Below are 26,576 nucleotides of genomic sequence, written 5' to 3'. Positions count from 1 at the left end.
ACGGGTTAGCGGCGGGCTAGCGGCGGTGCTTGCCCCCGGCGGCCGGGGCCGGGGTCGGGTACGGGATCCGCAGCTTGCGGGCGAACGGGGCCACCGACGCCCCCACGCCCAGCGGACGGGCCAGCACGAACAGCGACAGCAGCACCGCCAGCGAACCCGCCGCCAGCCCTGCCAGGCTGCCGAACAGCCCCTCGCCGAACTGCCCCGCCAGCCAGTGCGCGGCCAGCGCGCCCGGCAGGCACGCCAGGATCAGGCCCAGGTGCAGGGTCACCAGCCGGAAGCCCTCCAGCCCGCTGCCGCGCCGCGCGCCACGCCGCGTCCCCAGGTCCACGGTGGCGTTGGCACCCGGCGCGAAGGCATCGGTGCGCAGCACCATCGTCGAGTCCACCGCCCCCGCCTCGGCCTTCGGGGCCGGGGGAGCGCCCTTCGCCAGGCGGCGGCCCAGCGCGACGCCGGTCACCACCACCGACAAGGTGGCGGCCACGGTGTGCGCCACCGCCATGCCGATCACCTTGTCCTGCAGCGGCAGCACCTGGTACGCCACCCAGCACAGCGCGGCGTTGGTGCCCGTGCTGATGAGGGTCAGCCAGAACGGCGTCCGGGCGTCGCCCATCGCGTAGAAGCCGCGGGCCAGGCCGTACTGGGCGCAGAACGCGGGCATGCCGATGGCGAAGGCCATCAGCAGCGAGGCGATCACCATCGCGTCGTCGTGCACGCCGGCCCGCGCACCGTAGCCGTACGCGGCCATCGCGATCTGCGGGGCCAGCGCGAAGAACAGCACGGCGGCGGTGACCACCATCGCCGCCGAGGAGCGCAGTACTCCCGACAGGTCCTCGCCGATCTTCCGGTAGTCGCCCGCCGTCGCGGCCCGCGCCATGCCCGGCAGCAGCGCCGTCACCAGCGACACCGTGATCACGCCCTGCGGGACTACGAAGAGCGCGTAGGCGTTGTTGTAGGCGGAGAAGCCGCGGCCGCCCGGGATGCCCGCGTGGTCCGCCGCGGTGCCCGCGCCGGAGCTCAGGCTGGTGATCACCGCGAAGGACAGTTGGGTGGCCACCACCAGGGCCAGCGCCCAACCGGCCGCGCGCAGTGGCCGGGTGAGGCCCGCGCCACGCCAGTCGAAGCGCGGACGGTAGGTGAAACCGGCCTTGCGCAGCGAGGGCAGCAGCGCGGCGGCCTGCACCACGATGCCCAGCGTCGAGCCGATGCCCAGAAGCATCGCGTCGCCGCTGCTCACTTCTTCGGCCCTGTAAGCGTGGTGTCCCATTGCCAGATAGCCGCCGAACACGCCGATCGCCACCACGTTGTTGAGGACCGGCGTCCACATCATCGCGCCGAACCGGTCACGGGCGTTCAGCACCTGCCCGAGCAGGGTGAACACGCCGTAGAAGAGGATCTGCGGCAGGCAGTACCGGGCGAAGGTGATCGCCAGCTCGCGCTGCACGCCGCTGAACTTGGGCGCGTAGAAGTCGACGATCTGCGGGGCGAGCAGCCACGCACCGACTGTCAGCACCACCAGGATCACGCCGCACAGGGTCAGCAGCCGGTCGGTGTACGCCTGGCCGCCGTCCTTGTGCGTCTGCATGGCGTGCACCAGCTCCGGCACGAACACCGAGGCCAGCACACCGCCGAGCAGCATCATGTAGACGATGTTCGGCAGCGAGTTCGCCACGTTGAACGCGTCACCGGCCGTGCCGGTGGCCAGCGCCGCCACGATCACCGCGCTGCGCACGAAGCCCAGCGCCCGGGACGCCAGCGAGCCCAGCGCCATGATCAGGCCGTTGCGGCCGGTGGACGCGGCGGGCTTGGCGTCCGGCTTCGCCGCCCCCTGCTCCTGTTTCTGCTCCTCGCTCGCCCGCGGCGACGGCACCGGGGCCTGCGGCGGGGGCGGCGGGTAGCCGACCTGGTCGTACTGGCCGAACTGGTCGGAGATCCGGCTGAACTGCATGGTCGGCGGATCCTGCGGAGGGTACGGCCCGCGCTGCTGGGGGTGCTGGCCACCTTGCTGAGGGTGTTGCGGGCCGCCCTGCTGCGCGTACTGACCACCCTGCTGCTGGGCGTACTGACCGCCCTGCTGCGGGTACTGGCCACCCTGCGGAGCGTACGGACCGCCCTGCTGCGGGTACTGGCTGTTCTGCTGGGCGTACGGGTCGTACGGGTCGGTCGGGCCGTCCGCGGTGTGCGTGGTCATCGGACCCCCCGTCGATCGGTGCCCGTGCGGCGTTGCGTGGGAATGTGCGGGAGCTCCGGTCCGGCCGGGCTCCACCTGCCGGTTGCAGGGTGCATCCAGCCGCAGAAGTCTGCCGTAACTCGGCACCCTATGGGGAGTCGGGTGTCGGACAGGGGCCGGTCCGGCCCGTCGCGGCAGGTGGCGGCGGCGGTGGCGGATCGGCCGCCCAGCCCCGTTTCCGCCCGGAATCACGCGGAATGTCGCCCACGTCCGTTCCCTCCCCCGAACGTGGCGGATGCGGAGTGTGACGTTGCTCACGAACCGTCAGGAACGGCGTCAGGAACGGCGTCAGGAACGGCCCGGTTCATGGTCCGGCTCCAGCGGCAGCGGCGGGGCCAGCACCCGCTGCACCCGGGAGCGCAGCCGCCAGTGCAGCCGTCGGACGTCCCGGCCGAACCGGCCCGGCAGCCAGAGTTCCACGGCCAGCGTCACCCCGGCCAGTACTGCGGCGGCGGCCGCCCAGCCGGCCAGCACGTCGCTCGGGTAGTGCACGCCCAGCGCGAGCCTGGTCCAGCCGACGCCGAGGACGGTGAGCGCCGCGCCGGTGCCCGCGACCGCGCGCACCGCCCGGTCCGCGCGCGGCCAGAGCAGCACCAGCAGTGCCCCGCAGGTCACCGCAGAGGCGATCGCGTGCCCGGACGGGAAGCCCGCGCCGGAGCCGATCGCGACCGGGTCGGCGAAGTGCGGCCGGGGCCGCCCGATCAGCGCCCGGCCGCCGCCGCTGGCCGCCCAGCCGAGCAGGCCCACCGAGACCGCCCAGCCCGCCAGCACCCGGGCGCGCACGCACCACAGCCACAGCGCGGCGGCGCCGAGCAGGGCGCGCATCGTCCACGGCGCGCCCAGGTCGGCCATGGTCTGCATGGCCGCCGTCCACACCGAGTGCCGCACCGCGTACCGGTGCAGTGCCGCCACCCAGCCGTGGTCGAGCCGGGCCAGCGGCGACCAGTCGGCTTTCACCAGGACCAGCAGCGCCGTGAACAGCAGCAGGCTCGCCAGGCCGATCCCGGCACAACGGAGCAGTGTCCGGCGTTGAACCGGAGAGCGGAGGTCGCCGCGGTCGCCGCCCGGGGGTCGTTCGGGCGCCGGAGAGCCATCAGTGGGCTGGTGCATGACAGTCACCTTCCCCGCGGCAGGGCCCGACCGGTGGTCCGGCGATAGCGATTCGGCATCGGTTGTGCGGATGTGTCGCGAAGGCTCCGCACCGGTTCGGTGGCGGCGGGTGGGCGCACGGTGTGCGAGCCGCATCACGCTGCGTGTATCGGTCGGATGAAAATCGGCAGGATACTGCATGCCTCCCGAAAAACTGAGCCACTTGGGAATGTTGTCCGATTTCTGTGCGTTGGATCGTTACGTGTGAGCCGGGAACAGGCCCACACGGTTGTGCCAGGCGGCGGAACGGAGCGCCCCCGGCCTCGTCAGTGAGGAGCAAGCATGGCCACCCGTGCCGTCGTACGCGACAGGGCCGATCGGACGCGCGCCGCCCGACCGACCAACCTCGAAGCCGACCGCGACCTGGTCGGCATGTACCTCGACGAGATCGCCAGGACGCCCCTGCTCGACGCCGCCGAGGAGGTCGAGCTGTCCCTGCGCATCGAGGCCGGGGTCTTCGCCCAGCACCTGCTGGAGGAAGGGGAGCAGCTCGAGGGCGTCAGCACGGAGGAGCTCCGGGCGATAGCCGACGACGCCGAGCGCGCCAAGGACGTCTTCATCCGCTCCAACCTGCGCCTGGTCGTCGCCGTCGCCCGCCGCTACCCGCGCAGCGGCCTCCCGCTGCTCGACCTCATCCAGGAGGGCAACGCCGGCCTGGTCCGCGCGGTGGAGAAGTTCGACTACTCCAAGGGCTTCAAGTTCTCCACCTATGCGACGTGGTGGATCCGGCAGGCGATCACCCGCTCGATCGCCGACCAGTCCCGCACCATCCGGCTGCCCGTCCACCTGGTCGAGGAGCTCGGCCGGATCCGCCGGGTGCAGCGCGAGAAGTCCAAGGAGCTGGGCCGCGAGGCCGAGCCCTCCGAGATCGCCGCCGAGCTGGACACCACCGAGCAGCGGATCAAGGACGTCCTGGACTGGGCCCGCGACCCGGTCAGCCTCAACATGGCGGTCGACGACGAGGGCGAGACCCAGTTCGGCGACCTGGTGGAGGACACCGGCGCGGTCTCCCCGGAGGACGCCGTGCTGGTCATGCTCCGCCGCGAGGAGCTGGACGGCCTGATCGGCCGCCTCGACGACCGCACCGCGTCCATCATCCGCAGCCGCTACGGCATAGAGGACGGCCGCGAGCGGACGCTGACCGAGGTCGGCAAGCAGCACGGCCTGACGCGCGAGCGGATCCGGCAGATCGAGAAGCACGCGCTCGCCGAACTGAAGAAGATCGCCGACCACGCGGGCTTCGAAGCCGCCTGAGACCGGCCCCCGGCTGCCGGGCACCCCCGCGGGGGTGCCCGGCAGTCCTACAGTGGACGGATGACCGAGCAGGACAAGACTGAGCAGGACAAGAGCAGGCCCGCGCCGCGACTGGTCTTCAAGGACCCGTTCGAGCAGCAGACCGGCGACGACACCGACCGCGGCTGGGGAGAGGCGTCGGGCAGGCGAGGGCTGGACTGGTACCTCGACCAGCGGCCCCCGCACCACGGCGAGAAGTAGCGGCGCAGCCCTCAGCGGCTGACCAGCGCGTCCCGGATCTCGGTGAGCAGCTGGACCTCCTTCACCTCGACTTCCAGTGCCTCTTCCTCGACCGTCTTGCGCTTCGCCAGGAAGTGGTTCATCGGCAGGACGATCAGGAAGTACACGACAGCCGCGATGATGATGAAGCTGATCACGGCGCTGATCACCGAGCCCCAGAGGATGAAGATGCCGGAGGTCACGTTGCCGCTCGCGTCCATCGAGCACGGCCCCCGGAGACAGGACGCGTAGCTGTTCAGGTCCTTGGTGCCGATCAGCCCGAGCAGCGGGTTGATGACGCCTTTGACGAACGCATTGACGACGTTGGTGATCGCCGCGCCGATGACGACGGCGACGGCCAGGTCCACGACGTTGCCGCGGAGCAGAAATTCCTTGAAGCCTTTCATGCCGCGTCGAACGGCGGCAGTACGCAAAGGTCACGGGTGAACCCCCAGCCCTTCGGTTGACGCCCGGGGGCACCCGGCAGGCCCCGGACCGGGCGGCGGGGCGGGCCCCAGTGGGCCCGAGGTGAACGCGGCAGCCACCGCCAGGCAGACCGCCGCCAGCAGGCCCGGACGCCGGCGCACGGCCTGCCGCAAGCGGTGGCGGCCCCGCGCGGTGCCCCGGATCGGCGGAAAATCGGGCACTTCGCGGCGCGGCGGCACCAGTGCGGCGGGCAGCGGGGGAAGCACGAAGGCGGTCACGAGGGCAGTCCCTTCCTCGGGAACGGCGGCCCCGGCCGGGGTCGCCGCAGTCATCCTGCGACCGCCCGCCGACCCCCGCCCGCGGATATCCGCACCCTGTGGAAAACCCCGCCCTGTGGAAAACCGCCGTCACCCGCAGGGCTGAACCGCTGCGCCGTCCGGAGCAATCCGTGCAACGGCCCCCGCCACCGCCCCCGCGACCGCCCCCGACACGCGAACAGGCCCCGCCCGGTCGGACCGGGCGGGGCCTGCTGCGCGAAGTCGAACGATCAGCTCGCGGCCGGGGCCGAACTGCTGCTCGTCGAGGACGAGGACGAGGGCGTCGAGGACGAGGACCCGGAGGTCGACGAGCCGGAGGCCGACGAGCCGGAGGACGAGCTCAGCGAGCTGCTGGAGCTGGAGCGGCTGTCGGTGCGGTAGAAACCGGAGCCCTTGAAGACCACGCCCACGGCCGAGAAGACCTTACGGAGCTTCCCCTGGCAGTCGGGGCACGTGGTCAGCGCGTCGTCGCTGAACTTCTGCACCGCCTCGAGGCCGTTGCCGCACTCGGTGCACTGGTACTGGTACGTGGGCACTTTCCGCTTCCTCCTGCACTCCCCCTGGCACTCTCACGCTATGAGTGCTAACGACGGTCCATGATGCGGCATTCCGCTGGTGGAGTCCAGCGGCTCAGCCGTGGAGACCCGCTCCGGCCGGCTCCTGCCGGACGGCGGCGGCGCCCCCGGCCACGGTACGGCCGCGGGGTGCCGGGGCGAGCAGCAGACCCCGCATCGTGACGAGCGCCACCAGGCCGAGGCCGGAGCCGATCAGCGGGACGGTGAAGCCCAGGGTGGGCCCGGAGTGGTCGATCAGCTGCCCGGCGGCGGTCGAGCCGATCGCCAGGCCGAGGCCGATCGCGCCGGTCAGCCAGGTGAACGCCTCGGTCTTGGCGCCGTCCGCGACCAGGGTCTCCACCAGCGTGTAGCCGGTGATCAGGGTGGGGGCGATGGCCAGGCCGCAGAACAGGCCGGCGACGGCCAGCGCGACCAGGTTCGGCATCGCCCACAGCGTGGAGCAGCCGAGGACCAGCAGCGCGTAGCAGCCGAGCATCCGCTGCCGGGCCGAGCTGCGCCAGGGGATCAGGCCGTAGAGCACGCCGGCGACCATCGACCCGGCCGCGAACAGGCCGTAGACCGCGCCGCTGAGGCCGGGGGTGCCGGCGTCCTCGGCGAAGGCGGTGATGGAGACCTGGAGCGCGCCGAAGACGGTGCCGAGGCCGAGGAACCCGCCGGCCAGCAGTCGCACGCCGGGGGAGGCCAGCGCCGAGGCCTGGCGGTGGCCGGGCTCGGCGGGGCCGCTGGGGGAGGGGGCGGTGGAGCGGCGGGCGGCGAAGGCCAGGCCGCCGAGCACGGTGAGGGTGGCCTCGACGATCAGGCCGGTGGCCGGGTTGACGGCGGTGGCGGCGCCGGTGGCCAGCACCGGGCCGATGACGAAGGTGAACTCGTCGGTGACGGACTCGAAGGCGAAGGCGGTGTTGAGCAGCGCGGGCTGCTCGTTCAGCCGGTGCACCCAGCGGGCCCGGACCATCGCGCCGACCTGCGGCACGGACGCGCCGGCCGGGGCGGCGGCGAGGAACAGCGTCCACTCGGGGGCGCCGCCGTGGGCGAGCGCGATCAGCACACCCACCGCGGCGGCGTGCACCAGGACGGCGGGGACCAGTACCGCGGCCTGTCCGTGCCGGTCGGCGAGCCGGCCGGTCTGCGGGCCGACCAGGGCCTGCGCGACGGCGGCGGTGGCGGCGACCGCGCCGGCCAGGCCGTAGGAGCCGGTGGCGTCCCGCACCAGCAGCACGATGCCGAGGCCGAGCATGGCGTACGGCAGTCGGGCGACCAGGGCGGGAAGCAGGAACGTCCAGGCGCGGGGGGTGCGCAGCAGGGCCCCGTAGCCGGTGGGGGCGGTGGTGTCGTCGACCGGTCGGCGAGCCGCCACGGTCGGTCCTCTCTGCTGCCTGGTAGCGCGGGACCGGGCGTGCAGATGTGGACCGGGACCGGCGCCGAGAGTCGTCCTCTCGCGCGTCGACCGGGGTTGTTACCGGGCCCGGGCGGTGCGCCTCGGGGCCCGGCCGCCGAGCGGTCGCGCCGACTCTGCATCAGGCAGATGCGGGGGAATCGGGGTTTCTGCCTTCAGCTTAGCGGCTCAGACCGCTTTCTTTCTGGGAACGGAAGGTGAAGCTTCCGCATTGTGCAGCCAGCCGGCCAGCTTGCCGCCCTGGTCGACGGCGCGCAGCCGGTGTTCGGCGGCCTCCGAGACCTCGTCGGTGGTGACGACCAGCAGTTCGTCGCCCTCGCGCAGCACCGTCATCCGGTCCGGCACGAAGCTGGAGCCCTCGCGGACCACCAGGGTGACGGCGGCGCCCTTGGGCAGGCGCAGTTCGGAGACCTCGACGCCGGACATCCGGGAGCCGGTGGCCAGCTGCACGGACAGCAGGTGGCCGTGCAGCTTCTCCAGCGGGGCGGACTCGATGCCCAGGTCCTGGCCCATGTCGCCCTCGCCGATCTTCAGCCAGCGGGCGACCATCGGCAGGGTCGGGCCCTGGAGCAGGGTGAAGACCACGACCAGGATGAACACCACGTTGAACAGCTGCTGGGCGTCGGCCGCGCCGGCCACCAGCGGGATGGTGGCGAGCACGATGGGCACCGCGCCGCGCAGGCCGGCCCAGGACAGCAGGGCCTGTTCCTGCCACGGGACCCGGAACGGCGTCATGCTGACCAGCACCGACAGTGGCCGGGCGACGAACACCAGGACGGCGCCGGCCACCAGGCCGGGGATGATCGCGGAGCCCATGGTCGCGGGGGTGACCAACAGGCCGAGCAGCACGAACATGCCGATCTGGCCGATCCAGGCGAGTCCGTCGGCGAAGCCGCGCACCGCGGGGCCGTGCGGCAGCTTGGAGTTCCCGAGGATCACCGAGGCGAGGTACGCGGCCAGGAAGCCGGAGGCGTGCAGCAGCGCGCCGCCCGCGTAGGCGAGCACGATCAGACCCAGCACCGCGATCGGGTACAGGCCGGAGGAGGGCAGCGCGATCCGGCGCATCGCGTACGCGCCGAGCTTGCCGACCGCGAGGCCGACGGCCGCGCCGATCGCCAGCTCCATGGCGATGGTGCCGAGCAGCACGTACCAGGAGTCGAGTTCGCCGGTCGTGGCGAAGGCCACCACCAGGATCACGACGGGCGCGTCGTTGAAGCCGGACTCGGCTTCCAGCAGACCGGTCAGGCGCTTGGGCAGCGGGACCGTCCGCAGCACCGAGAACACCGCGGCGGCGTCGGTGGAGGAGACGATCGCGCCGAGCAGCAGCGCGGTGCGCCACTCCAGGCCGACCAGCCAGTGCGCGCCCGCCGCGGTGACGAACACCGAGACGGCGACGCCCACGGTGGCGAGCACGGCCGCCGCCGGCACGACCGGTTTGATCGCCTTCCAACTGGTTTTGAGCCCGCCCTCGGCGAGGATGACCACCAGGGCCGCGTAGCCGAGGACCTGGGTGAGTTCGGCGTTGTTGAAACTTATGCCGATGCCGTTCTGACCCAGCAGAACGCCGATGCCCAGGTACAGCAGCAGGGACGGCAGTCCTGTGCGGGTGGAGAGCCTGACCGCGCCGACGGCGACGAGCAGGATGACGGCGGACTCGAGAAGCAGTTCGTTCAGGTGGTCAACGGTCACGCAGGGGCACCTCTGGCAGGGAAGGGGCGGCTGACGGATCGTTACTCAGTCTAACATTTTACTTGATCTTTACGCTAGTCCCCGCTTTTCTCCCGGCCCGGTAGGGTCCGAACCACGCCGCCGCAGGCCTGCCGGTGTCCCCCGTGCACGACCGCCGCTGCCGTCGCCCTAATGTGGTGACCTGTCACCGCCGCACGCTCCCTCATACAAGGACTCGGATGCCCCGCTCGAAGAAGTTCCGGCGCGCACGTCTGATCGTGATCCTGCTGGCCGTGCTGCTGGTGGCGGGTCTGGCAGGCGGCGGCTGGTGGGCGGTCGACACCGTTCGATCGTCGTACCCACAGCTCAGCGGCACCGTCAAGGTGCCCGGCATGTCCGCCCCGGTGGACGTGGTGCGCGACGACAAGGGCATCCCGCAGCTGTACGCCGACACCGACGCCGACCTGTTCCGCGCCCAGGGCTACGTCCAGGCCCAGGACCGGTTCTGGGAGATGGACGTCCGGCGGCACATCACCTCCGGGCGACTCGCCGAGATGTTCGGCTCCAGCGCGGTGGAGAACGACAGCTTCCTGCGCACCATGGGCTGGCGCCAGGTGGCCCAGAAGGAGTGGGACACCGTCCTGTCCGAGGACACCAAGCGCAACCTCACCGCCTACACCGAGGGCGTCAACGCCTGGCTGGCCGAGCACCCCGGCGGGGCCGGCGCCTCGGTCGAGTACGCGTTGCTCGGGGCGGTCAACTCCGGCTACACGCCCGAGAAGTGGGACCCGGTCGACTCGGTGGCCTGGCTGAAGGCGATGGCCTGGAGCCTGTCCGGCAACCTGCAGGAGGAGATCGACCGCTCGCTGCTGACCCAGAACTTCAGCACCGAGCAGATCGCCCAGCTCTACCCGGACTACCCGGTCGACCGCAACGGCACGATCGTCAAGACCGGCAAGGTCAACGCCGACGGCACCTACGTCCCCGGCGAGGGCGGGATACTGCCCACCCAGCCCGGCGGCGCCGCCCCGGTGAACACCGCCCAGGCCCGGGCCGTCACCCAGGAGCTGCTCGGCGACCTGTCCGGCAAGACCGGCGCGCTGCCGCAGCTGCTCGGCCCCAACGGGCAGGGCATCGGCTCCAACTCCTGGGTGGTCTCCGGCGCCAACACCACCACCGGCAAGCCGATGCTGGCCAACGACCCGCACCTCGGCCCCGGCCTGCCGTCGATCTGGTACCAGATGGGCCTGCACTGCCGCGCCGCCTCCGCCACCTGCGGCTACGACGTGGCCGGCTACACCTTCGCCGGCATGCCCGGCGTCGTCATCGGCCACAACAAGGACATCGCCTGGGGCTTCACCAACCTCGGCGCCGACGTCACCGACCTGTACCTGGAGAAGGTCACCGGCCCCGACACCTACCTGCTCGACGGCAAGGACGTGAAGTTCAACGTCCGCAAGGAGACCATCAAGGTCGCCGGCGGCTCCGACCGCACCATCACCGTCCGCACCACGCAGGACGGCATGCCGCTGATCTCCGACCAGTCCTCCGAGCAGCAGAAGGTCGGCAGCAACGCGCCCGCCGGCAGCAACGCCGCCCCCGACCGGGCGGCCGGCTACGGCATCGCGATGCGCTGGACCGCGCTCGTCCCCGGCAAGACCATGGACGCCGTCTTCAAGCTCGACCGCGCCACCGACTTCACCTCCTTCCGGTCCGCCGCGCAGGACTTCGCCGTCCCCGCGCAGAACCTGATCTACGCCGACACCAAGGGCAACATCGGCTACCAGGCCCCCGGCATGATCCCCGTCCGCGGCAAGGGCGACGGCCGCTACCCCGCCCCCGGCTGGGACTCCGCCTACGCCTGGAACGCGAACTACCTGCCGTTCAAGTCGCTGCCCTACGCGTACAACCCGCCCGAGGGCTACATCGTCACGGCCAACCAGGCCGTCGTCGACGACAGCGTCTACAAGCCGATGCTCACCAAGGACTGGGAGTACGGCACCCGCGCCAAGGAGATCACCGACCAGATCCAGGCCAAGCTGAAGAACGGCGGCAAGATCTCCCTCAACGACATGCAGTCCATGCAGCTGGACAACACCAGCGTGCTCGCCAAGGACCTCGTCCCGCTGCTGCTCAAGGTCAAGATCGACGACCCGTACGTGCGCGAGGCCCAGGACCTGCTCAAGGACTGGAACTACCACCAGGACGCCGACTCCGCCGCCGCCGCGTACTACAACGGCGTCTGGCGGGCCCTGCTCACGCTCTCCTTCGGCCAGAAGTTCCCCGCCGACCTGCGCGTCGAGGGCGACTGCCTGCTGGTCCGCCAGAAGCGCGACAACACGCTCCCCGACGACGCGCTCGGCGGCGCCGCGCAGGCCGTCACCGAGTGCGGCACCCGCAAGCCCTCGCTGGCCCAGCCCGACGGCGGCGACCGCTGGATGGAGGTCGTCCGCCAGCAGCTCGCCAACCCGAAGTCGACCTGGTGGGACTACATCGACTCCAACCACCAGCAGCAGCACGGCCTCGGCAACCTGCTCGCCGAAGCGCTCAAGGACGCCCGCCAGGACCTCACCTCGCGCCTCGGCAAGGACATCTCCACCTGGAGCTGGGGCCGCCTCCACCAGCTGACCCTGCAGGAGCAGACCCTCGGCTCCGACGACTCGTCGATCGCCTCCCCGGCCATCCGCAAGCTGCTCAACCGGGGCCCCTACAAGCTCTCCGGCGGCAGCGCCGCGGTCGACGCCACCGGCTGGAACGCCGCGGCCGGCTACGACGTCGACTGGATTCCCTCCATGCGCATGGTCGTCGACCTCAGCAACTTCGACGCCTCCCAGTGGATCAACGTCGGCGGCGCCTCCGGCCACGCCTTCCACCCCAACTACAACGACCAGACCGACCTCTGGGCCAAGGGCGAACTCCTCCCCTGGGCCTACACCAAGGACGCCGTCACCAAGTCCGGCCAGAACACCCTGACCCTCAGCGCCGGCTGACGACCCCTGCCCCGAACCACGCCGGAGGCGGACCCCCACAACGGGAGTCCGCCTCCGGCGCTTTCCGGAGCACGAGGCTCGGAAGAAGCCGAGAACGCCGACCGCACGCCGACCGTCGCGGGGCCCCTGGGATGCGCGGAAGCATGCCGCCTGCGGCGGGCGCGACGCCGGAGGCGGGTCCACCGCAGGAGGTGGACCCGGCCTGTCCGGCGGATCGGCGGGCGGCTTCCGGGCCGAAGGCCGCTCGCCTGCGGCGTCCCGGGGCCGCCTCCCGAGCTTCGCCGGCGTCGTCGAGGTCCCGCCCGGGTGGCTTGCCGTCAGGGAGCGAAGCGGGTGATGCCGGCGGGGGTGACGGCGGCGTGGACGGGGAGGTCGTGGGGTTCGGTGGGGACGGCGGGGAGGAGTTCGTGGGAGTAGAGGAGGGTGGCGAGCAGGGGGCGGGCGCCGGCGCGGGTGAGGCGGGCGAGGACGCGGTCGTAGGAGCCGCCGCCGCGGCCCAGACGGGTGCCGCGGAGGTCGACGGCCAGGCCGGGGAGGAGGACGACGTCGGCGGTGCAGACGGCGTCGGGGCCGAGCGGCGCGGCGAGGGGTTCGAGCAGGCCGCGGCCGGCGGGTGCGAGCCGGGCCTCGCTCTCGTAGGGGGCCCAGTCGAGGTCGTTGTCCGGGAGCAGCACGGGCAGCAGGACGCGGGTGCCGGCGGCGGCGAGCGCGGCGAGGAGCGGGCGGGTGCCGGGTTCGCCGCCGACCGAGACGTACGCGGCGACGGTGCTGCCCGGCGGGACGAGGCCCGTCGCGTGGGCGGCGATCGCCCGGGCCGCAGAGGCCCGTTGTTCGAGAGTGAGGGCCCGTCGTTCGGCAAGCAGCCGTGACCTCAGTGCCGCCTTGTCGTTGGACAACCCATCCGCAGACACCATTCGCATCCCTTCAGCTCCGTCATTCGCAGTGACACGAGCCTGACACGTCGAGGCCGCCGCATGTCCACCCCGCTCCTGCTCCAGGCCCTGGCCGTGCTCGGCGCGGCCGCCCCGGTCGCCGTCGGCGCCACCGTGCTGCGCCGCCGCACGGCCGGGGGCGCGGGAGGCGGCAAGGAGGCGGAACTTCTGGCGAAGATCGCGGAACTCATGGCGGAACGGGACGAGCTGCGGCGCACCGCGTCCTGCGACCCGCTCACCGGGGTGTGGAACTACCGGCACCTCCAGCTCACCCTGGACCAGGAGATCGAACGGGCCCGCCGGGCCGAGGCGGCCGCCGTCGAGCCGCGTCCGCTGGGAGTACTGATGGTGGAGCTGGTCGGCTTCGACGCGGTGGTCGCCGAGCACGGCCGCCCCCGCGCCAACGGCATGCTGCGCGACCTCGCCCAGCGGCTGTCCGTGGAGATCCGCAGCTGCGACACGCTGGGCCGATACGGCGGCGAGGAGTTCCTGGTGCTGCTGCCCGACACCGCGCCCGAGGGCGCCGAGCAGGTCGCCGAGCGGCTGTGCTGGTCGGTGCGCCGCCACCGACTGACGGACCGTCACCCCGGCGAGCAGGCCGACCCGGAGGCGCGCAGCGGACTGACCGCCGCGATCGGCCTGGCGGTGCTGCCCCGGGACGGCGCACACGCCGCAGTCCTGCTGCGGGCCGCCGACCGGGCACTCGCCGTCGCCAGGGCCGCCGGCGGTGACTGCTGGCGTCCCGCACCGCCCGCTTCGCCCTCGTCGATCGGTCCGGACGCTTCACCGCTGCCCGGTAGGGTGTCTCCCGGCCCCGGCGAGGACCCCCTCACCCCGCACGCGACCACCGTCGGCCCCCGCGCGACCGGTGACAGGCCTTGAGAACCGATTCACCTGCCTCTCATCAGGCTGGAATCCCCGCCTTAGTAAGGTCGACGCATGACGAACAAGCACGCCCGCACGCCGGTCACCAAGGCAGTCGTCCCCGCTGCTGGTCTCGGCACCAGGTTCCTCCCCGCCACCAAGGCCACGCCGAAGGAGATGCTCCCGGTCGTCGACAAGCCGGCCATCCAGTACGTCGTGGAGGAGGCCTCCTCGGCCGGCCTCTCCGACATACTGATGGTGACCGGTCGCAACAAGCGTGCTCTGGAAGACCACTTCGACCGCGCCTACGAGCTGGAGGAGCTGCTCACCCGCAAGGGCGACCACGACCGGCTGCGGCGCGTCCAGGAGTCCGTGCAGCTGGCGAACATGCACTACGTCCGCCAGGGCGACCCGAAGGGCCTCGGCCACGCCGTCTCGGTCGCCGAACAGCACGTTGCCGGCCAGCCGTTCGCCGTCCTGCTCGGTGACGACCTGATCGACCCCCGGGACCCGCTGCTGGCCCGCATGATCGAGGTGCAGCAGGAACTCGGCGGCTCCGTGGTCGCGCTGATGGAGGTCGACCCCGCGCAGATCCACCTCTACGGCTGCGCCGCCGTCAAGTCCAACGGCTTCGGCGAGGACGTCTTCCAGGTGACCGACCTGGTCGAGAAGCCCGACACCGCCGACGCCCCGTCCAACTACGCGGTCATCGGCCGCTACGTGCTCGACCCGGCCGTGTTCGACGTGCTGCGCGAGACCCCGCCCGGCCGCGGCGGCGAGATCCAGCTGACCGACGCGCTGCGCGAGCTCGCCACCCGCGACGAGAACGCCGGCGGCCCGGTCTACGGTGTGCTGTTCAAGGGCCGCCGCTACGACACCGGCGACCGCGCCGACTACCTGCGGGCGATCGTCCGCCTGGCCGCCGAGCGCGACGACCTCGGCCCCGAATTCCGTACCTGGCTGCGGCAGTTCGTCGCCGTCGAGATGCAGGGCTGACCCACCACGAAGGCGAGTGAGGCGATGACCGGGAAGCACGACCCCTGCGGAGAGGGTGCCGGCTCCCCGGCCTCGCCGCGCCTGTGGAGCGTCGACGAGCACCTCGCCGACGTGCTGTTCGCCGCGACGCCGCTGCCGCCCATCGAGCTCCAACTGCTCGACGCCCAGGGCTGCCGGCTCGCCGAGGACGTCCGGGCCGGCGCCGACCTGCCGCCGTTCGACAACAGCTCGATGGACGGCTACGCGCTGCGCACCGCCGACACCGTGCGGGCCACCGAGCAGTACCCGTCGGTGCTCGGAGTGGTCGGCGACATCGCCGCCGGCGCCGGCGACCTGCCCAAGGTCGGCCCCGGCCAGGCCGCCCGGATCATGACCGGAGCCCCCGTCCCGCCCGGCGCCGAGGCCGTCGCCCCGGTCGAGTGGACCGACGGCGGCACCGGCACCGGACAGGCCGCCGACGCGATGGGCGGCGGCGACCAGGGCGACTTCGGCGACGAGGTGCGGGTCCTGCGACCGGTCGCCGAGGGCGCGTTCATCCGCCGCCGGGGCAGCGACGTCACTGCCGGGGACACCGTGCTGGACGCGGGCACGGTGCTCGGCCCCACCCAGATCGGCCTGCTGGCCGCGATCGGCCGGGCCACCGTCCGGGTCCGCCCCCGGCCCCGGGTGGTGGTGCTCTCCACCGGCAGCGAACTCGTCCAGCCCGGCGAACAGGTCGGCCCCGGCCGGATCCACGACTCCAACTCCTTCACCCTGACCGCCGCCGCGATCGCCGCCGGCGCCGTCGCCTACCGGGTCGGCGGCGTTCCCGACGAGGCGTCAACTCTCCGTGCCGTCCTGGAGGATCAACTCGGCCGGGCCGACCTGATCGTCACCAGCGGCGGCGTCTCGGTCGGCGCGTACGACGTGGTCAAGGAAGTGTTCGCGGACTACGCCGGCGTGGACTTCCGCCGCCTGAAGATGCAGCCCGGCAAGCCGCAGGGCTACGGCCGGATCGGCGGCGACCGGGGCGTGCCGCTGCTCGCGCTGCCCGGCAACCCGGTGAGCGCGTACATCTCCTTCGAATTGTTCGTCCGCCCCGTCATCCGCACCATGCTCGGCGCCCCCGACGTGCACCGACCCGTGGTGCGCGCCGCCACCACCGCCTCGCTGCGCTCCCCGGCCGGACGACGGCAGTACCTGCGCGGGCGGTACCGTCCGGCGGACGGCACCGTGAGCCCGGTCGGCGGCGAAGGATCGCACCTGGTCGGGGCGTTGGCGCAGGCCGACTGCCTGATCGCGGTGCCCGAGCACACCACCGCGCTGCCCGCCGGCAGCACGGTCGATGTGGTCCTTCTCACGGACTGACCCGGACGGGGCGGTACCGTAGCGCGAGATTCGCACCGTGTTACTGGAGCCCATTCGTGACCGACACACCCCCCGGCGACCGCCTCACGCACGTCGACCACACCGGCGCCGCCCGGATGGTCGACGTCTCCGAGAAGGCCGCCACCACCCGGGTCGCGGTGGCGGCCGGCCGTGTCCGGGTCGCCCCCCGGGTGGTGGAACTGCTGCGCGGCGAGGGCGTCCCCAAGGGCGACGCGCTGGCCGTCGCCCGGATCGCCGGCATCATGGGCGCCAAGCGGACGCCCGACCTGATCCCGCTCTGCCACCCCATCGCGCTCACCGGCACCAAGGTCGACCTGACGGTCACCGACACCGCCGTCGAGATCACCGCCACCGTCCGCACCGCCGACCGCACCGGCGTCGAGATGGAGGCGCTCACCGCCGTCGCCACCGCCGCGCTCACCGTCATCGACATGGTCAAGGCGGTCGACAAGGCCGCCGCCATCGAGGACGTCCGGGTGCTCAGCAAGACCGGCGGCAAGAGCGGCGACTGGGTGCGGGAGGGCGAGCAGTGAAGGCGCTCGCCGTCACCGTCTCCAACCGGGCCGCGGCCGGCGTGTACGAGGACAAGGGCGGGCCGCTGCTGGTCGCCGGGCTGCGGGAGCTGGGCTTCGCGGTGGACGGCCCCACCGTCGTCCCCGACGGCGACCCCGTCGAGGCCGTGCTGCGCGAAGCCGTCGCCGCCGGATACGACGTGGTGCTCACCACCGGCGGCACCGGCATCTCCCCGCAGGACCTCACCCCCGAGATGACCGCCCGGGTCGTCGACCGGCAGATCCCCGGCATCCCCGAGGCGATCCGCGCGTACGGCCGCGAGAAGGTGCCCACCTCGGCGCTCTCCCGCGGCCTGGCGGGCTGCGCCGGACGCACCCTGATCGTCAACCTGCCCGGCTCCACCGGAGGCGTCCGCGACGGCCTCGCCGTGCTCGCCCCGCTGCTGCCGCACGCCGTCGACCAACTGGCCGGCGGCGACCACCCGCGACCCGCAGGCGGTGCGCACTGAACGCGGGGCGGCCGGCCGAACTGGCCGAGGGGGACGTCGTGCTGCGGCCCATCCGCCGCCGCGACCAGGCCGAATGGCAGGAGGTCAGCCGGCGCAACCGGGACTGGCTGCGCCGCTGGGAGGCCACCGTCCCGCCCGGCCCGCCCGGCCGCGCGCCGCTGCCCCGGCCCACCTTCCGGCAGATGGTCCGCTACCTGCGCGGGGAGGCCGCCGCCGGCCGGATGCTGCCCTTCGTGGTCCTCCACCAGGGCCGCCTGGTCGGCCAGTTGACCGTCGGCGGGATCACCTGGGGCTCGATGTGCTCCGCCAATGTCGGCTACTGGGTGGACGAGGCGGTGGCCGGCCGCGGCATCATGCCCACCGCCGTCGCGCTCGCCGTCGACCACTGCTTCCGCGACCTCGGGCTGCACCGGGTCGAGGTGTGCATCCGCCCCGAGAACCGGCCCAGCCGCCGGGTGGTGGAGAAACTCGGCTTCCGCTCGGAGGGAATGCGCCCCCGCTATCTGCACATCGACGGCGACTGGCGCGATCACCTGGTGTACGCGCTCACCGCCGACGAGGCCGCCGACGGGCTGTTGCGTCGCTGGCGCTCGCTCAGGAGTGGGCCGACACAGGGAAATTGAATATGTGTTCGATAAATAGATATCAATATGGCATCGGCGGGTCGCCGAGGCCGGGGCGAGCCGTCACAAATACCGGCAAAATAGTCTGAGAATCAGCTTGATCGGACGACACGCCGTCCCAAATTGCTGCAGCGCCTTACCCCGCGCCCGTACCGTGTGAAACGTGAGCAGCAGCGGCCTTATCTACGCGGTCATCGTAGGGGCCTGGGCCGCCTATCTGGTGCCGATGTGGCTCCGCAGGCAGGACGAGCTCAACGAGTCGCGTCCGACGGAACGCTTCAGTACCGCGATCCGCCTGCTGGCCGGCCGATCGGCCATGGAACGGCGCGCGGCCCGAGCCCTCGGCGAACAGACCGCCGAGCAGCAACACCCCGCCGGGGAGCCGGACGGGGGCCCTGGCGATCCCGCGGACGCTTCCGGGGCGGTGCCGGTGGCGGTGGTGCCCGAGCGTTCGACCGAGCCTGAGCCTGAGCCCGAGCGTTCGCCTGAGCCCGGGCCTGTTCCGGTGGTCGAAGCGGCGGCGGAGACGGACCGGGGCGGGAAGCGCGACCGGGGTTGGGGCGAGCAGGACGAGCGGCGCTCCGCCGAGCGGCGGGCCCGACTGCTCGCACGGCGGCGGCGGATGGTGACGCTGCTCTTCCTGGCCTTCGCGCTCGGCGCAGTCGTCGCCGCGGTGGCCGGGTTCGCGTTCCTCTGGGTGCCGACCGTGCCCGGCGTCCTGCTCACCCTGTACATCGGGCACCTGCGGCGGCTCGAACGGCAGCGCTACGAGGTCAAGTTCGACCGGGTCCGGGCCGCGCAGGCCGCCGAGCGGCTGCGCGAACGCGAGCGGGCCCGGGCGGCCGAGCCCGCGACCGCCCCCCACGCCACCGACGTGCCGACCGAACCCGCGGCCCGGGCCAGCGCACTCGCCGACGCCACCGAGCACGAGGAGTGGGTCGACGGCGTCCGCGCCCGCGCGGCGGCCGGGCCGGACTCCTGGGAGCCCGTCCCCGTCCCGCTGCCCACCTACGTCACCGCGCCGGTGGCCCCCCGGACCACCCGCGGCCTCGACCTCTCCGCCCCCGGGACCTGGGACTCCGGGCGGCCTGCGACGCCGCTCTTCGACCAGTACGGCGAGGCGGGGCAGCAGGCGGCGCAGGAGTACCGGCCGCCCAGGGCTGCGAACGAGTAGGCCGCACCGCCGGACGTCCCTCCGCCTTCCTGCCCACCCACCCACCCGTGCACCCCGCCGCCGTCAGGAACACCTCCGGACGGCGGCGGGGTGCGTTGCGTGCGGGGTGCCGACGTTCCCTGCCCACCAGCCCCCGCACCCGCCTGCGGTGGTGCGGGGGTGGGGTGTTCGGAGTGCGGGGGCGTCACCGCTCCCTGCCCGCCTGCCCCACTCGGGCACCTGCCTGCGGCGGTGCGCGGGGAGGTTGGTTCTGTACGGTCGCCAGCCGGTGCGGCTGCCTGTGGCGGTGCCCGGGGTGTCGGCGTCTTCTATGTGGGCGCCGGCCGGTGTGCCTGCCTGCGGCCGGTGTGGCAGTGGGGTGGTCGGGGTGTGGGGTGGTGGCGGTTGCTGGTTGCCCGTCTTTGGTTGTTTCGCAGGTGGGGGTTCGGACGGGGTGTCATTGGGGTGGTGCGGGGGTGGTCATGAGTATCCCTTCAGGGGTGATAGAGTTCTTCTTGTTGGGGCTGTGGCGCAGTCCGGTAGCGCACCTCGTTCGCATCGAGGGGGTCAGGGGTTCGAATCCCCTCAGCTCCACCAACAGAAGTCCTGCCCGGGTATCCGGGCGGGACTTCTTGCGTTGTAGGGGCGATTCGGGAGGCCGGCATGGCGGGCGGGGTCGAACGGGCGGCGGCCGTGGTCGAGTTCTGGCGGGCGGTGGAGCTGTTCGGGGCTCAGGCGGTGCCGGGGGTGGACGAGCAGCAGCGGGTGTTCGAGGTGGACGGGGGCGGGCTGCTTCCGTGGGAGGACGGGCACCGGTTGCGGCGGGGCGAGCCGGCGCCGGGGTTCGTGTGGCAGCACGTGGTGTACGGCGGGTTGTTCCCGTTGGCGAAGGTGCGCGGGGTGCTGATGGAGGTGTTCGGCCGGGACCCTGAGAGTCATGACGGGCGGCTGGACAGCCGGGCCGCGCTGTTCGCGTTGACGGTGGACGACCGCGGGTCGGTGCTGGCGGATTCGCCGGTGGTGTCGACGTGCGGCTGGGCGGTGGGCCGGGCGCTGGGGCGGGACGTGAACCGGCCGGGGTGGTTGGACGGGTTCGCGGCGGACGAGGCGGAGTGGGTGGGCCGGGCCGCCCGGCTGGGGCACCGGGTGGCGGACGACCGTTCGGTGGTGGACGCGGCGGACCTGCTGGCGTTCGTCGGGGAGCTCGCCCGGGCGTGGGGGGTGGAGAACGGTCTCGGGCCGGCCGGTCTGCGGGTGCGGAGCGTGCAGGTGCGCAAGGACCGGGCGCAGGACGCGGATCAGCAGGACTTCCTGAACAGCTTCGTCGCGGCGGACCTGGAGCGGGTCGCGAAGGCGCTCGCGGGCAGGCCGCCGGGCCGGGCGCTGGCCGAGTACCTGACGCCGGGGGCGTCGCGGGACCGGGCCGCCCGGATCGATCTGCGGGAGCACCCGGGCGTCGCGCTCGGGAGGGTCGAGCCGGGGCTGTCGCCGGCGGGGCGGTGGCCGGCGGCGGCGAAGTATCCGCTGGCGCTCAGCCAGCAGTTCGCGGTGAACACGATCCGGGCCGAACTGACGTCCGCGGGCGGGGTGTTCGCGGTGAACGGCCCGCCCGGCACCGGCAAGACCACGATGCTGCGGGACGCGATCGCGGACCGGGTGGTGGAACGGGCGCGGGCGCTGGCCGCGTTGCGGCTGCCGTCGGACGGGTTCGTGGGCGCCCCACTGGTGTGGAAGAGCGGCGACTACACCCGCAAGGTGGTGCCGCTGCGGCCGGAGCTGACCGGGTTCGAGATGGTGGTCGCCTCGGCCAACAACGGCGCGGTGGAGAACATCTCGAAGGAGATCCCGGCCCGGGACGCGCTGGCCGCGCAGTGGCGCGAGGGCGCCGACTACTTCGCCGAGCAGGGCACCCGGCTGCTCCAGGGGACGCCGGCCTGGGGCACGATCGCCGCGCATTTGGGCAACAAGGCCAACCGGGTCGCGTTCGTCAACCGGCTCTGGCACGGCAAGTACCTGCCGAGCGACCCGACGCTGCCGCAGTCCCCGGACCTGCCGCCGGTCAGGGGATCGGGTTGGCAGGACACCGGGCAGGGCCTGTCGCACGTGCTGTCGGCGTACAAGGGCGAGTCGCAGAAGGGTGTTTGGAAGGACGCCAAGGACCGGTTCCTGCGGGCACTGGCCGAGGTGGACCGGATGGTCGCGGAGCGGGCCGCCTGTGCCGAGGCGCTCCGGGAGGGCCCGGCCGCGCTCGCTCGGGTCGCGCGGGCCGAGCAGGAGGAGGCCGCGGCCGCCGGGCTGCGGGACCGCTGTCGGCGGGAGGCGGGCGAGGCCGATGGCGCGGCCCGCGAGGCGCAGGCGCACCTGGACCGGGTGTCGGAGCTGCGGCAGGCCCACCATGCGCGCCGTCCGGGCCTGATGGACACCCTCGTCACCGTGGGCCGGGCCGCGCGGGACTGGAACGCCCTGGACCAGCAGCACGCCGAGCGCGAGGGCCTGGCGCTCGGCGGGGCGGACGCCGCGCACGCCCGGCAGCGGGAGGCCGCCGCCGGGGCGGCGCGGGCCGAGGACGCGTACGAGCGGCTGACGGCCGGTCTGGCGGCGGCCCGGGCGGACGCGGAGGCGGCGCAGCAGGCGGCCGAGCGGGGGCGCGGGCGCTGGGGTGCGCACGTGCCCGACCCGGCCGCGGTGCACGACGAGGAGGCCCGCGAACTGTCCTCGCCGTGGGCCGACGAGGAGATCTCCGCGGCCCGCACCGAGGTCTTCCTCGCCGCGCTGGAACTGCACAAGGCGTTCCTGAAGTGCACGGCCCGGACGATGGTGGAGAACCTGCGGGCCGCGATGGACGTGGTGCGCGGCGCCGCCCCCGGCTCGGTGCCGGAGGACGCGCGGCTGGCGGCCTGGCAGAGCCTGTTCCTGGTGGTGCCGGTGCTGTCCACCACCTTCGCCTCGCTGGACCGGGTGTTCACCGGCCTCGGCGCGGAGGCACTGGGCTGGCTGTTCATCGACGAGGCGGGCCAGGCGAGTCCGCAGCTGGCCGTCGGCGGCCTGTGGCGGGCCCGCCGGGCCGTGGTGGTCGGCGACCCGCTGCAGCTGGAGCCGGTGGTGACCGTCCCGTTCACCGCGCAGCAGGCGCTGCGCCGGCAGTACGGCGTGGCCGAGGAGTGGCTGCCCGGCTGGACGTCCGTCCAGCAGGTCGCCGACCGGGCCACCCGGTACGGCACCACGCTGCCCGCCGAACTGCCCGACGGCTCCACGGAGGTGTGGGTCGGCGCGCCGCTGCGGGTGCACCGGCGGTGCGAGAACCCGATGTTCACGGTCAGCAACGTGATCGCCTACGACGGGCTGATGGTCAACGGCACCCACTACCCCGAGCCGTACGCGTACGGCCCCGGCAGTTCCTGGGTGCACGTCGGCTCCGCGCAGAACGAGGGGCACTGGGTTCCGGACGAGGGCCTGGCGCTGCGTCAGATCCTGGAGCGGCTGCGGCGGGACGGGATCGACCTGGACCGCGAGGTGTACGTCATCAGCCCGTTCCGGGCGGTGGTCACCGGGGCCCGGCGGGCGAGTCGGGGGCTGCTGACGGGGGACCGGGTCGGCACCGTCCACACCACCCAGGGCAAGGAGGCCGACGTGGTCGTGCTGATGCTCGGCACCGACCCGCGTTCGCCCGGCGCGCGGGAGTGGGCGGCGCAGCGGCCGAACCTGCTGAACGTGGCCGTCAGCCGCGCCAAGCGGCGGCTGTTCGTCGTCGGCAACCACGAACTCTGGACCCCGCAACGGTTCTTCACCGACCTCGGCACCCGGCTGCCCCGGCACGACTGGCCCGGTCCCGCGGCCGTTCCCCGGGAGCCCGCGGGCTGACGCGGCGTGTGCTGACGGAGGGTGGTGTGCAGGCTACCGTTGGGCGCGTCAGGTGGTGTGCGCGGAAGGCTCGGGCACGGTTCTGAGGGGTGGGCATGATCGATCCGCTGTCGGTCTCGGCGGTCGCGGGGGTGCTGGGCGCGGTCGGGTCGGCGATGGCCGGGGAGGCCGGGAAGTGGGCGTGGGAGTCGATCGGCAACCTCGCCCAGCGGGTGACCGGGCGTCAACTCGCCCTGCCCGACGGTCCGGAGGAGCGCGAGGAGCTCGCCCGGCTGCTGGTCGAGGGCGCCCACCGCGACCCGGCGCAGGCCCGGGCGCTGGCCGCCTGGCTGAACGGCCTGGCGGAGGGGGAAGCGAAGGCCCCGGACGAGGCGCCGCGGCTGCTGCCCGCCTCGACCCGGTACTTCACCGACCGCAAGGGGCCGCTGGCGGCGCTCGACAAGGAAGCCGGGCGGAAGGCCGACGGGCGGCCCCGGCAGGTGCTGCTGCACGGTCCGGACGGCATCGGCACCAGCGCCGTCGCGATCCACTGGGGCGGCCGGGAGGCCCACCGCTTCCCCGACGGGCAGCTGTACGCCGACCTGCGCGCCGCCGGGCCGCAGGGCGCCGCCGACCCGGCCACCGTGCTGCGCCGCTTCCTGCAGAAGCTCGGCGTGCCCGCCGACCGGATGCCCGCCACCGTCGAGGACCGCGCCGAACGCTACGCCCAACTGCTCGCCGGGCGGCGGCTGTTGGTCGTCCTCGACCACGCCCACTCGGCGGCCCAGGTGCGGCCGCTGCTCACTGCCGCGCCCGGCGTGGTCACGGTGGTCACCGCGCGCCGTCCGCTGGCCGGGCTGGACGCGCTGAACGTCCCCGTCGGGCCGCTCGCCGACAAGGACGCCCGGCGGCTGCTCACCGACCTGGCCGGCAAGCACGCCGTCGGCGCCGCCAAGGCCGCGCTGCCCGGGGTGCTGGAGCGCTGCGCCGGCTCGCCGTTCGCGCTGCGGGCCGCCGCACCCGTGCTCGGCGACAGTGCGCCGAGGGCGGTCGCCGGGCCGTTCCCGGCCGATCCGGTGCAGGCCGCCAACGCCGACCGGTACGCCAGGTTGGCCGTCAACGCGGCGCTGGTGTACCGGAGTTGTGCGCTGCGGCGGTGGCCCGCGATCGGGTCGGCCGCGGCGGCGGCCGCCAGCGGGCTGACCGAGGCGGAGGCCGTCGAGGCGTTGGCCGAACTCGCCGACGCCGGGCTGCTGGAGACCGCCCTCGACGGCCGCCACCGCTACCGGCCGGCCGTCCGGCGGCATGCCGAGGCGCTGGCGGTCCAGGAGGACGGGCTGGCGGCCTGCGCGGCGGCCGTGCGGCGCACCGTCGAGCACTACCTGCGGCTGGCCGTCGGCGCCGATCACGCGGCGCTGCCGCAGCGCTGGCACCTCGGACCGCTGTATGCGGAGATCGGGCCGGACCGCTACCCCGGAGAGGCCGAGGCGCTGGCCGTGCTGGGGGCGGAACTGCCCAACCTGGTCGAGGCGGTGGCCGCCGCCGAGGAGTTCGCCGCGCCCGAGCTGGTGTGCCAGCTGGTCGAGGCGCTGTGGGCGGTGCAGCTGAAGGCCGGGCGGCACGACGAGCTGCTGCCCGCCCTGCGGGCCGGTGCGCGGGCCGCCGCCGACGCCCGGACGGCGGCCCGGATGCACGTCCAACTCGCGCTGGCGCTCACCGAGTTGCAGGAGTATGCGGCGGCCGAGCAGCAGCTCGAACTGGCCGCCGACGCCGAGCGGACGGTCGGCCACCTGCGCGGGCAGGCCACCGCCGTGGAGACCCTCGGGCTGCTGCGGCTGCGGCAGTGGCGCTACACCGAGGCACTGGCGTGCTTCGAGCAGGCCGCCGGACTGCTGGACGGGATCGGGGCCGACGGCGTCGGGCAGGCCGACCTGCCGCGGGCCCGGGCGCTGCTCGACCGGCACCGCGGGCGGGCGCTGCGCGGGGCGGGCCGGTTCGAGGAGGCCCGGGCGGCGATCGAGCGCGCGGTCGCGTACTTCCGCGGCACCGGCGAGGCGTACAACACCGCCCGGGCGCTGACCGACCTGGCGCAGACCCTCGTCGACCAGGGCCACGGGCCGCAGGCGCTGCCACTGCTGGACGAGGCCGGGGTGCTGCTGGAGCGCGGCGGCGCGGTGTTCCACCTGATGCCGATCGCGGTGCTGCGCTCGCTGTGCGTCAACGAGGACGAGTGACCGCCACCCGGTGAACCGCCCCGCCGGTGCGGACCGTCAGCACCCCAGGGACGGGTCCGGCCGCCAGCAGCGCGGAGGCCGCCGCGAGCGGGTCGACGCCCTCGAACTCGGCGGACAACTCCAGCTCGACGCCCGAGCGGTGACGGGCCGTGGCGGTGGTCGGGCCGGTGACCTGGACGGCCAGCGCACAGCCCGGGTGCCGGGCCAGGGCGCGCTTCGCCCAGGCGAGCGGCGGGCCGAGCCGGGGGTCGGCCGTGCCGCCGTGCCGGACGATCGCGTCGGCGAGGGCCAGGGCGGACGGGTCCAGGGTGTCCTCGTGCACGACCAGCTGCCCGGCGCCGGGGCCCTCCGGCTCGTACCGGGCCCCGGCGAACCGCCGCACGTCGACCGTGCCGTCCGCGCGGACGTCGGCCAGCACCCGGACCGGCGCCGTCACCTCGGACGGCTGGTGGTCGGGCAGCGGCAGCGGGTCCAGCAGGGCGGGCGCGGGCGGCTCGGGCAGGCCCAGCGAACGGTAGAACAGGGCGCGGAGCAGCCCGGCCGACTCGCCCGGGCAGGACGTGGTCGACCCGGCCGGGCCGCTGGGCACCTGACCCCGGCCGAGCAGCTCCGCCAGCTGCGGGGCGAGCGCCGCGTACGGGTCCAGCCTCGGGGCCTCCCGGACGAACTCGGCGACCTGCGAGCCGTCGGCGAGCACCGAGGACCCGGCCGCCGCCAGCACCACCGGGGTGCCGAGCGCCGCCGCGTAGTAGCTCACCGAACCGAAGTCGCCGATCACGGCGTCCGCGGCGATCAGCGCCTGCCGCCAGTCCGCGACCGGATCCACCAGGGTCACCCCCGCCCGGCGCGCCCCGTCCAGCCACAGCCGGACCTGGCCCGGGCCGTGGCCGTGCCACACGTTGGGGTGCAGCACCACGGCTACCCGGTACTCGTCCAACGGCAGCTCCGGCAGGCGGGACAGCAGCAGCGGCAGGACGTCGTCCGGGCCGCCGTCGCCGAACAGCGAGGTCGGGTTCCAGGTCGAGTTCAGCACCACCAGCCGTTGGCCCGAGCGCACCCCGAACGCGCGGCGGAACGCGTCCCGGCGCGGGCGGGCCGCGAGGATCCGGTCGAAGCACGGGTCACCTGCGAGCACCGCCGTGCCGAGCGCCTCCGGGCAGGCCGCGGCGAGACGGTCGAGCTGGCCGGGGTGGGACAGCACCAGGGCATCGGCGACCGGGACACCGTCGTGCAGCAGCCACTCGCGGGACATCCCGAACACCGGCGGGTCTGCGGGTCTGCGGGT

At 73.5% G+C, this 26,576-nt stretch carries 20 protein-coding genes and 1 tRNA gene; 13 read left to right on the top strand and 8 right to left on the bottom strand.

Annotation, left to right across the window (positions count from 1 at the left end):
• Positions 1-16: 16 nt before the first annotated feature.
• Both murJ and AMK19_RS13455 read right to left on the bottom strand, forming a co-directional pair.
• Complete coding sequence (murJ, locus tag AMK19_RS13460; protein WP_143200195.1) at positions 17-2,191, bottom strand: murein biosynthesis integral membrane protein MurJ; 2,175 nt, start codon at positions 2,189-2,191, stop codon at positions 17-19.
• Between the two features lie 327 nt (positions 2,192-2,518).
• Positions 2,519-3,340: a phosphatase PAP2 family protein gene (locus AMK19_RS13455; RefSeq protein WP_073811366.1), complete on the bottom strand. Its 822-nt coding sequence runs from the start codon at positions 3,338-3,340 to the stop codon at positions 2,519-2,521.
• Between the two features lie 321 nt (positions 3,341-3,661).
• Here AMK19_RS13455 and AMK19_RS13450 point away from each other — a divergent pair, with 321 nt between their 5' ends.
• Positions 3,662-4,633 carry a sigma-70 family RNA polymerase sigma factor gene (locus AMK19_RS13450; protein WP_073811365.1) on the top strand — a complete coding sequence of 324 codons (972 nt, stop codon included), beginning with the start codon at positions 3,662-3,664 and terminating at the stop codon, positions 4,631-4,633.
• A 60-nt stretch (positions 4,634-4,693) separates the two neighbouring features.
• A complete protein-coding gene (locus AMK19_RS13445; protein ID WP_073811363.1) occupies positions 4,694-4,873 on the top strand; it encodes a hypothetical protein in 180 nt (59 codons plus the stop codon).
• A gap of 11 nt (positions 4,874-4,884) precedes the next feature.
• On the opposite strand, the gene mscL is transcribed toward AMK19_RS13445, so the two are convergent.
• The 4 genes from mscL to AMK19_RS13425 form a co-directional block, all read right to left on the bottom strand.
• Positions 4,885-5,298, bottom strand: coding sequence for a large conductance mechanosensitive channel protein MscL (mscL, locus tag AMK19_RS13440; protein ID WP_073811362.1), 414 nt, complete (start codon positions 5,296-5,298; stop codon positions 4,885-4,887).
• A gap of 566 nt (positions 5,299-5,864) precedes the next feature.
• Positions 5,865-6,170, bottom strand: a complete 306-nt coding sequence (locus tag AMK19_RS13435; protein ID WP_073811360.1) for an FmdB family zinc ribbon protein — start codon at positions 6,168-6,170, stop codon at positions 5,865-5,867.
• A gap of 94 nt (positions 6,171-6,264) precedes the next feature.
• Positions 6,265-7,563, bottom strand: coding sequence for an MFS transporter (locus AMK19_RS13430; RefSeq protein WP_073811359.1), 1,299 nt, complete (start codon positions 7,561-7,563; stop codon positions 6,265-6,267).
• A gap of 207 nt (positions 7,564-7,770) precedes the next feature.
• Positions 7,771-9,291 carry a potassium/proton antiporter gene (locus AMK19_RS13425; protein WP_083646747.1) on the bottom strand — a complete coding sequence of 507 codons (1,521 nt, stop codon included), beginning with the start codon at positions 9,289-9,291 and terminating at the stop codon, positions 7,771-7,773.
• A 218-nt stretch (positions 9,292-9,509) separates the two neighbouring features.
• Between AMK19_RS13425 and AMK19_RS13420 the strand changes: the two genes are divergently transcribed.
• On the top strand, positions 9,510-12,260 hold the full coding sequence (locus AMK19_RS13420) for a penicillin acylase family protein (protein ID WP_073811355.1): 2,751 nt from the start codon (positions 9,510-9,512) through the stop codon (positions 12,258-12,260).
• A gap of 317 nt (positions 12,261-12,577) precedes the next feature.
• Here the strand turns inward: AMK19_RS13420 and AMK19_RS13415 are convergent, their stop codons facing one another.
• Entirely contained in the window at positions 12,578-13,174 is a 597-nt protein-coding gene (locus AMK19_RS13415; RefSeq protein WP_143200193.1) for a 5-formyltetrahydrofolate cyclo-ligase, read from the bottom strand.
• A gap of 60 nt (positions 13,175-13,234) precedes the next feature.
• Here AMK19_RS13415 and AMK19_RS13410 point away from each other — a divergent pair, with 60 nt between their 5' ends.
• The 10 genes from AMK19_RS13410 (at position 13,235) to AMK19_RS13365 (ending at position 25,291) form a co-directional block, all read left to right on the top strand.
• A complete protein-coding gene (locus AMK19_RS13410; protein WP_073811352.1) occupies positions 13,235-14,074 on the top strand; it encodes a GGDEF domain-containing protein in 840 nt (279 codons plus the stop codon).
• A 57-nt stretch (positions 14,075-14,131) separates the two neighbouring features.
• Positions 14,132-15,052 (top strand): UTP--glucose-1-phosphate uridylyltransferase GalU, encoded by a 921-nt coding sequence (galU, locus tag AMK19_RS13405; protein WP_073811351.1) that lies wholly within the window; start codon positions 14,132-14,134, stop codon positions 15,050-15,052.
• Positions 15,053-15,076: 24 nt separating this feature from the next.
• Complete coding sequence (glp, locus tag AMK19_RS13400) at positions 15,077-16,399, top strand: molybdotransferase-like divisome protein Glp (protein WP_073811349.1); 1,323 nt, start codon at positions 15,077-15,079, stop codon at positions 16,397-16,399.
• A 116-nt stretch (positions 16,400-16,515) separates the two neighbouring features.
• Positions 16,516-16,953, top strand: coding sequence for a cyclic pyranopterin monophosphate synthase MoaC (gene moaC, locus AMK19_RS13395; RefSeq protein ID WP_241844409.1), 438 nt, complete (start codon positions 16,516-16,518; stop codon positions 16,951-16,953).
• Positions 16,950-17,441, top strand: a complete 492-nt coding sequence (locus AMK19_RS13390; protein ID WP_073811345.1) for a MogA/MoaB family molybdenum cofactor biosynthesis protein — start codon at positions 16,950-16,952, stop codon at positions 17,439-17,441. The genes moaC and AMK19_RS13390 overlap by 4 nt, the downstream gene beginning before the upstream one ends.
• Positions 17,438-18,064 carry a GNAT family N-acetyltransferase gene (locus AMK19_RS13385; RefSeq protein WP_073811343.1) on the top strand — a complete coding sequence of 209 codons (627 nt, stop codon included), beginning with the start codon at positions 17,438-17,440 and terminating at the stop codon, positions 18,062-18,064. Before AMK19_RS13390 ends, AMK19_RS13385 begins: the two co-directional genes overlap by 4 nt.
• Before the next feature lie 163 nt (positions 18,065-18,227).
• Positions 18,228-19,238 (top strand): divisome protein SepX/GlpR, encoded by a 1,011-nt coding sequence (gene sepX / locus AMK19_RS38055; RefSeq protein ID WP_073811341.1) that lies wholly within the window; start codon positions 18,228-18,230, stop codon positions 19,236-19,238.
• Between the two features lie 499 nt (positions 19,239-19,737).
• Positions 19,738-19,814 (top strand) — tRNA-Ala (locus AMK19_RS13375).
• A gap of 66 nt (positions 19,815-19,880) precedes the next feature.
• Positions 19,881-23,078 carry a DEAD/DEAH box helicase gene (locus AMK19_RS38050; protein WP_073811339.1) on the top strand — a complete coding sequence of 1,066 codons (3,198 nt, stop codon included), beginning with the start codon at positions 19,881-19,883 and terminating at the stop codon, positions 23,076-23,078.
• Between the two features lie 95 nt (positions 23,079-23,173).
• Positions 23,174-25,291, top strand: coding sequence for a tetratricopeptide repeat protein (locus AMK19_RS13365; protein ID WP_073811337.1), 2,118 nt, complete (start codon positions 23,174-23,176; stop codon positions 25,289-25,291).
• Here the strand turns inward: AMK19_RS13365 and AMK19_RS13360 are convergent.
• Positions 25,275-26,576: hypothetical protein (locus tag AMK19_RS13360; RefSeq protein WP_241844389.1), on the bottom strand; the 1,302-nt coding region annotated here is incomplete at its 5' end. The two genes, AMK19_RS13365 and AMK19_RS13360, sit on opposite strands and share 17 nt — an antisense overlap.

It is taken from the genome of Kitasatospora sp. CB01950, assembly GCF_001905465.1.
Lineage (GTDB): Bacteria > Actinomycetota > Actinomycetes > Streptomycetales > Streptomycetaceae > Kitasatospora.
This window is presented reverse-complemented; position numbering and strand designations above follow the sequence as displayed.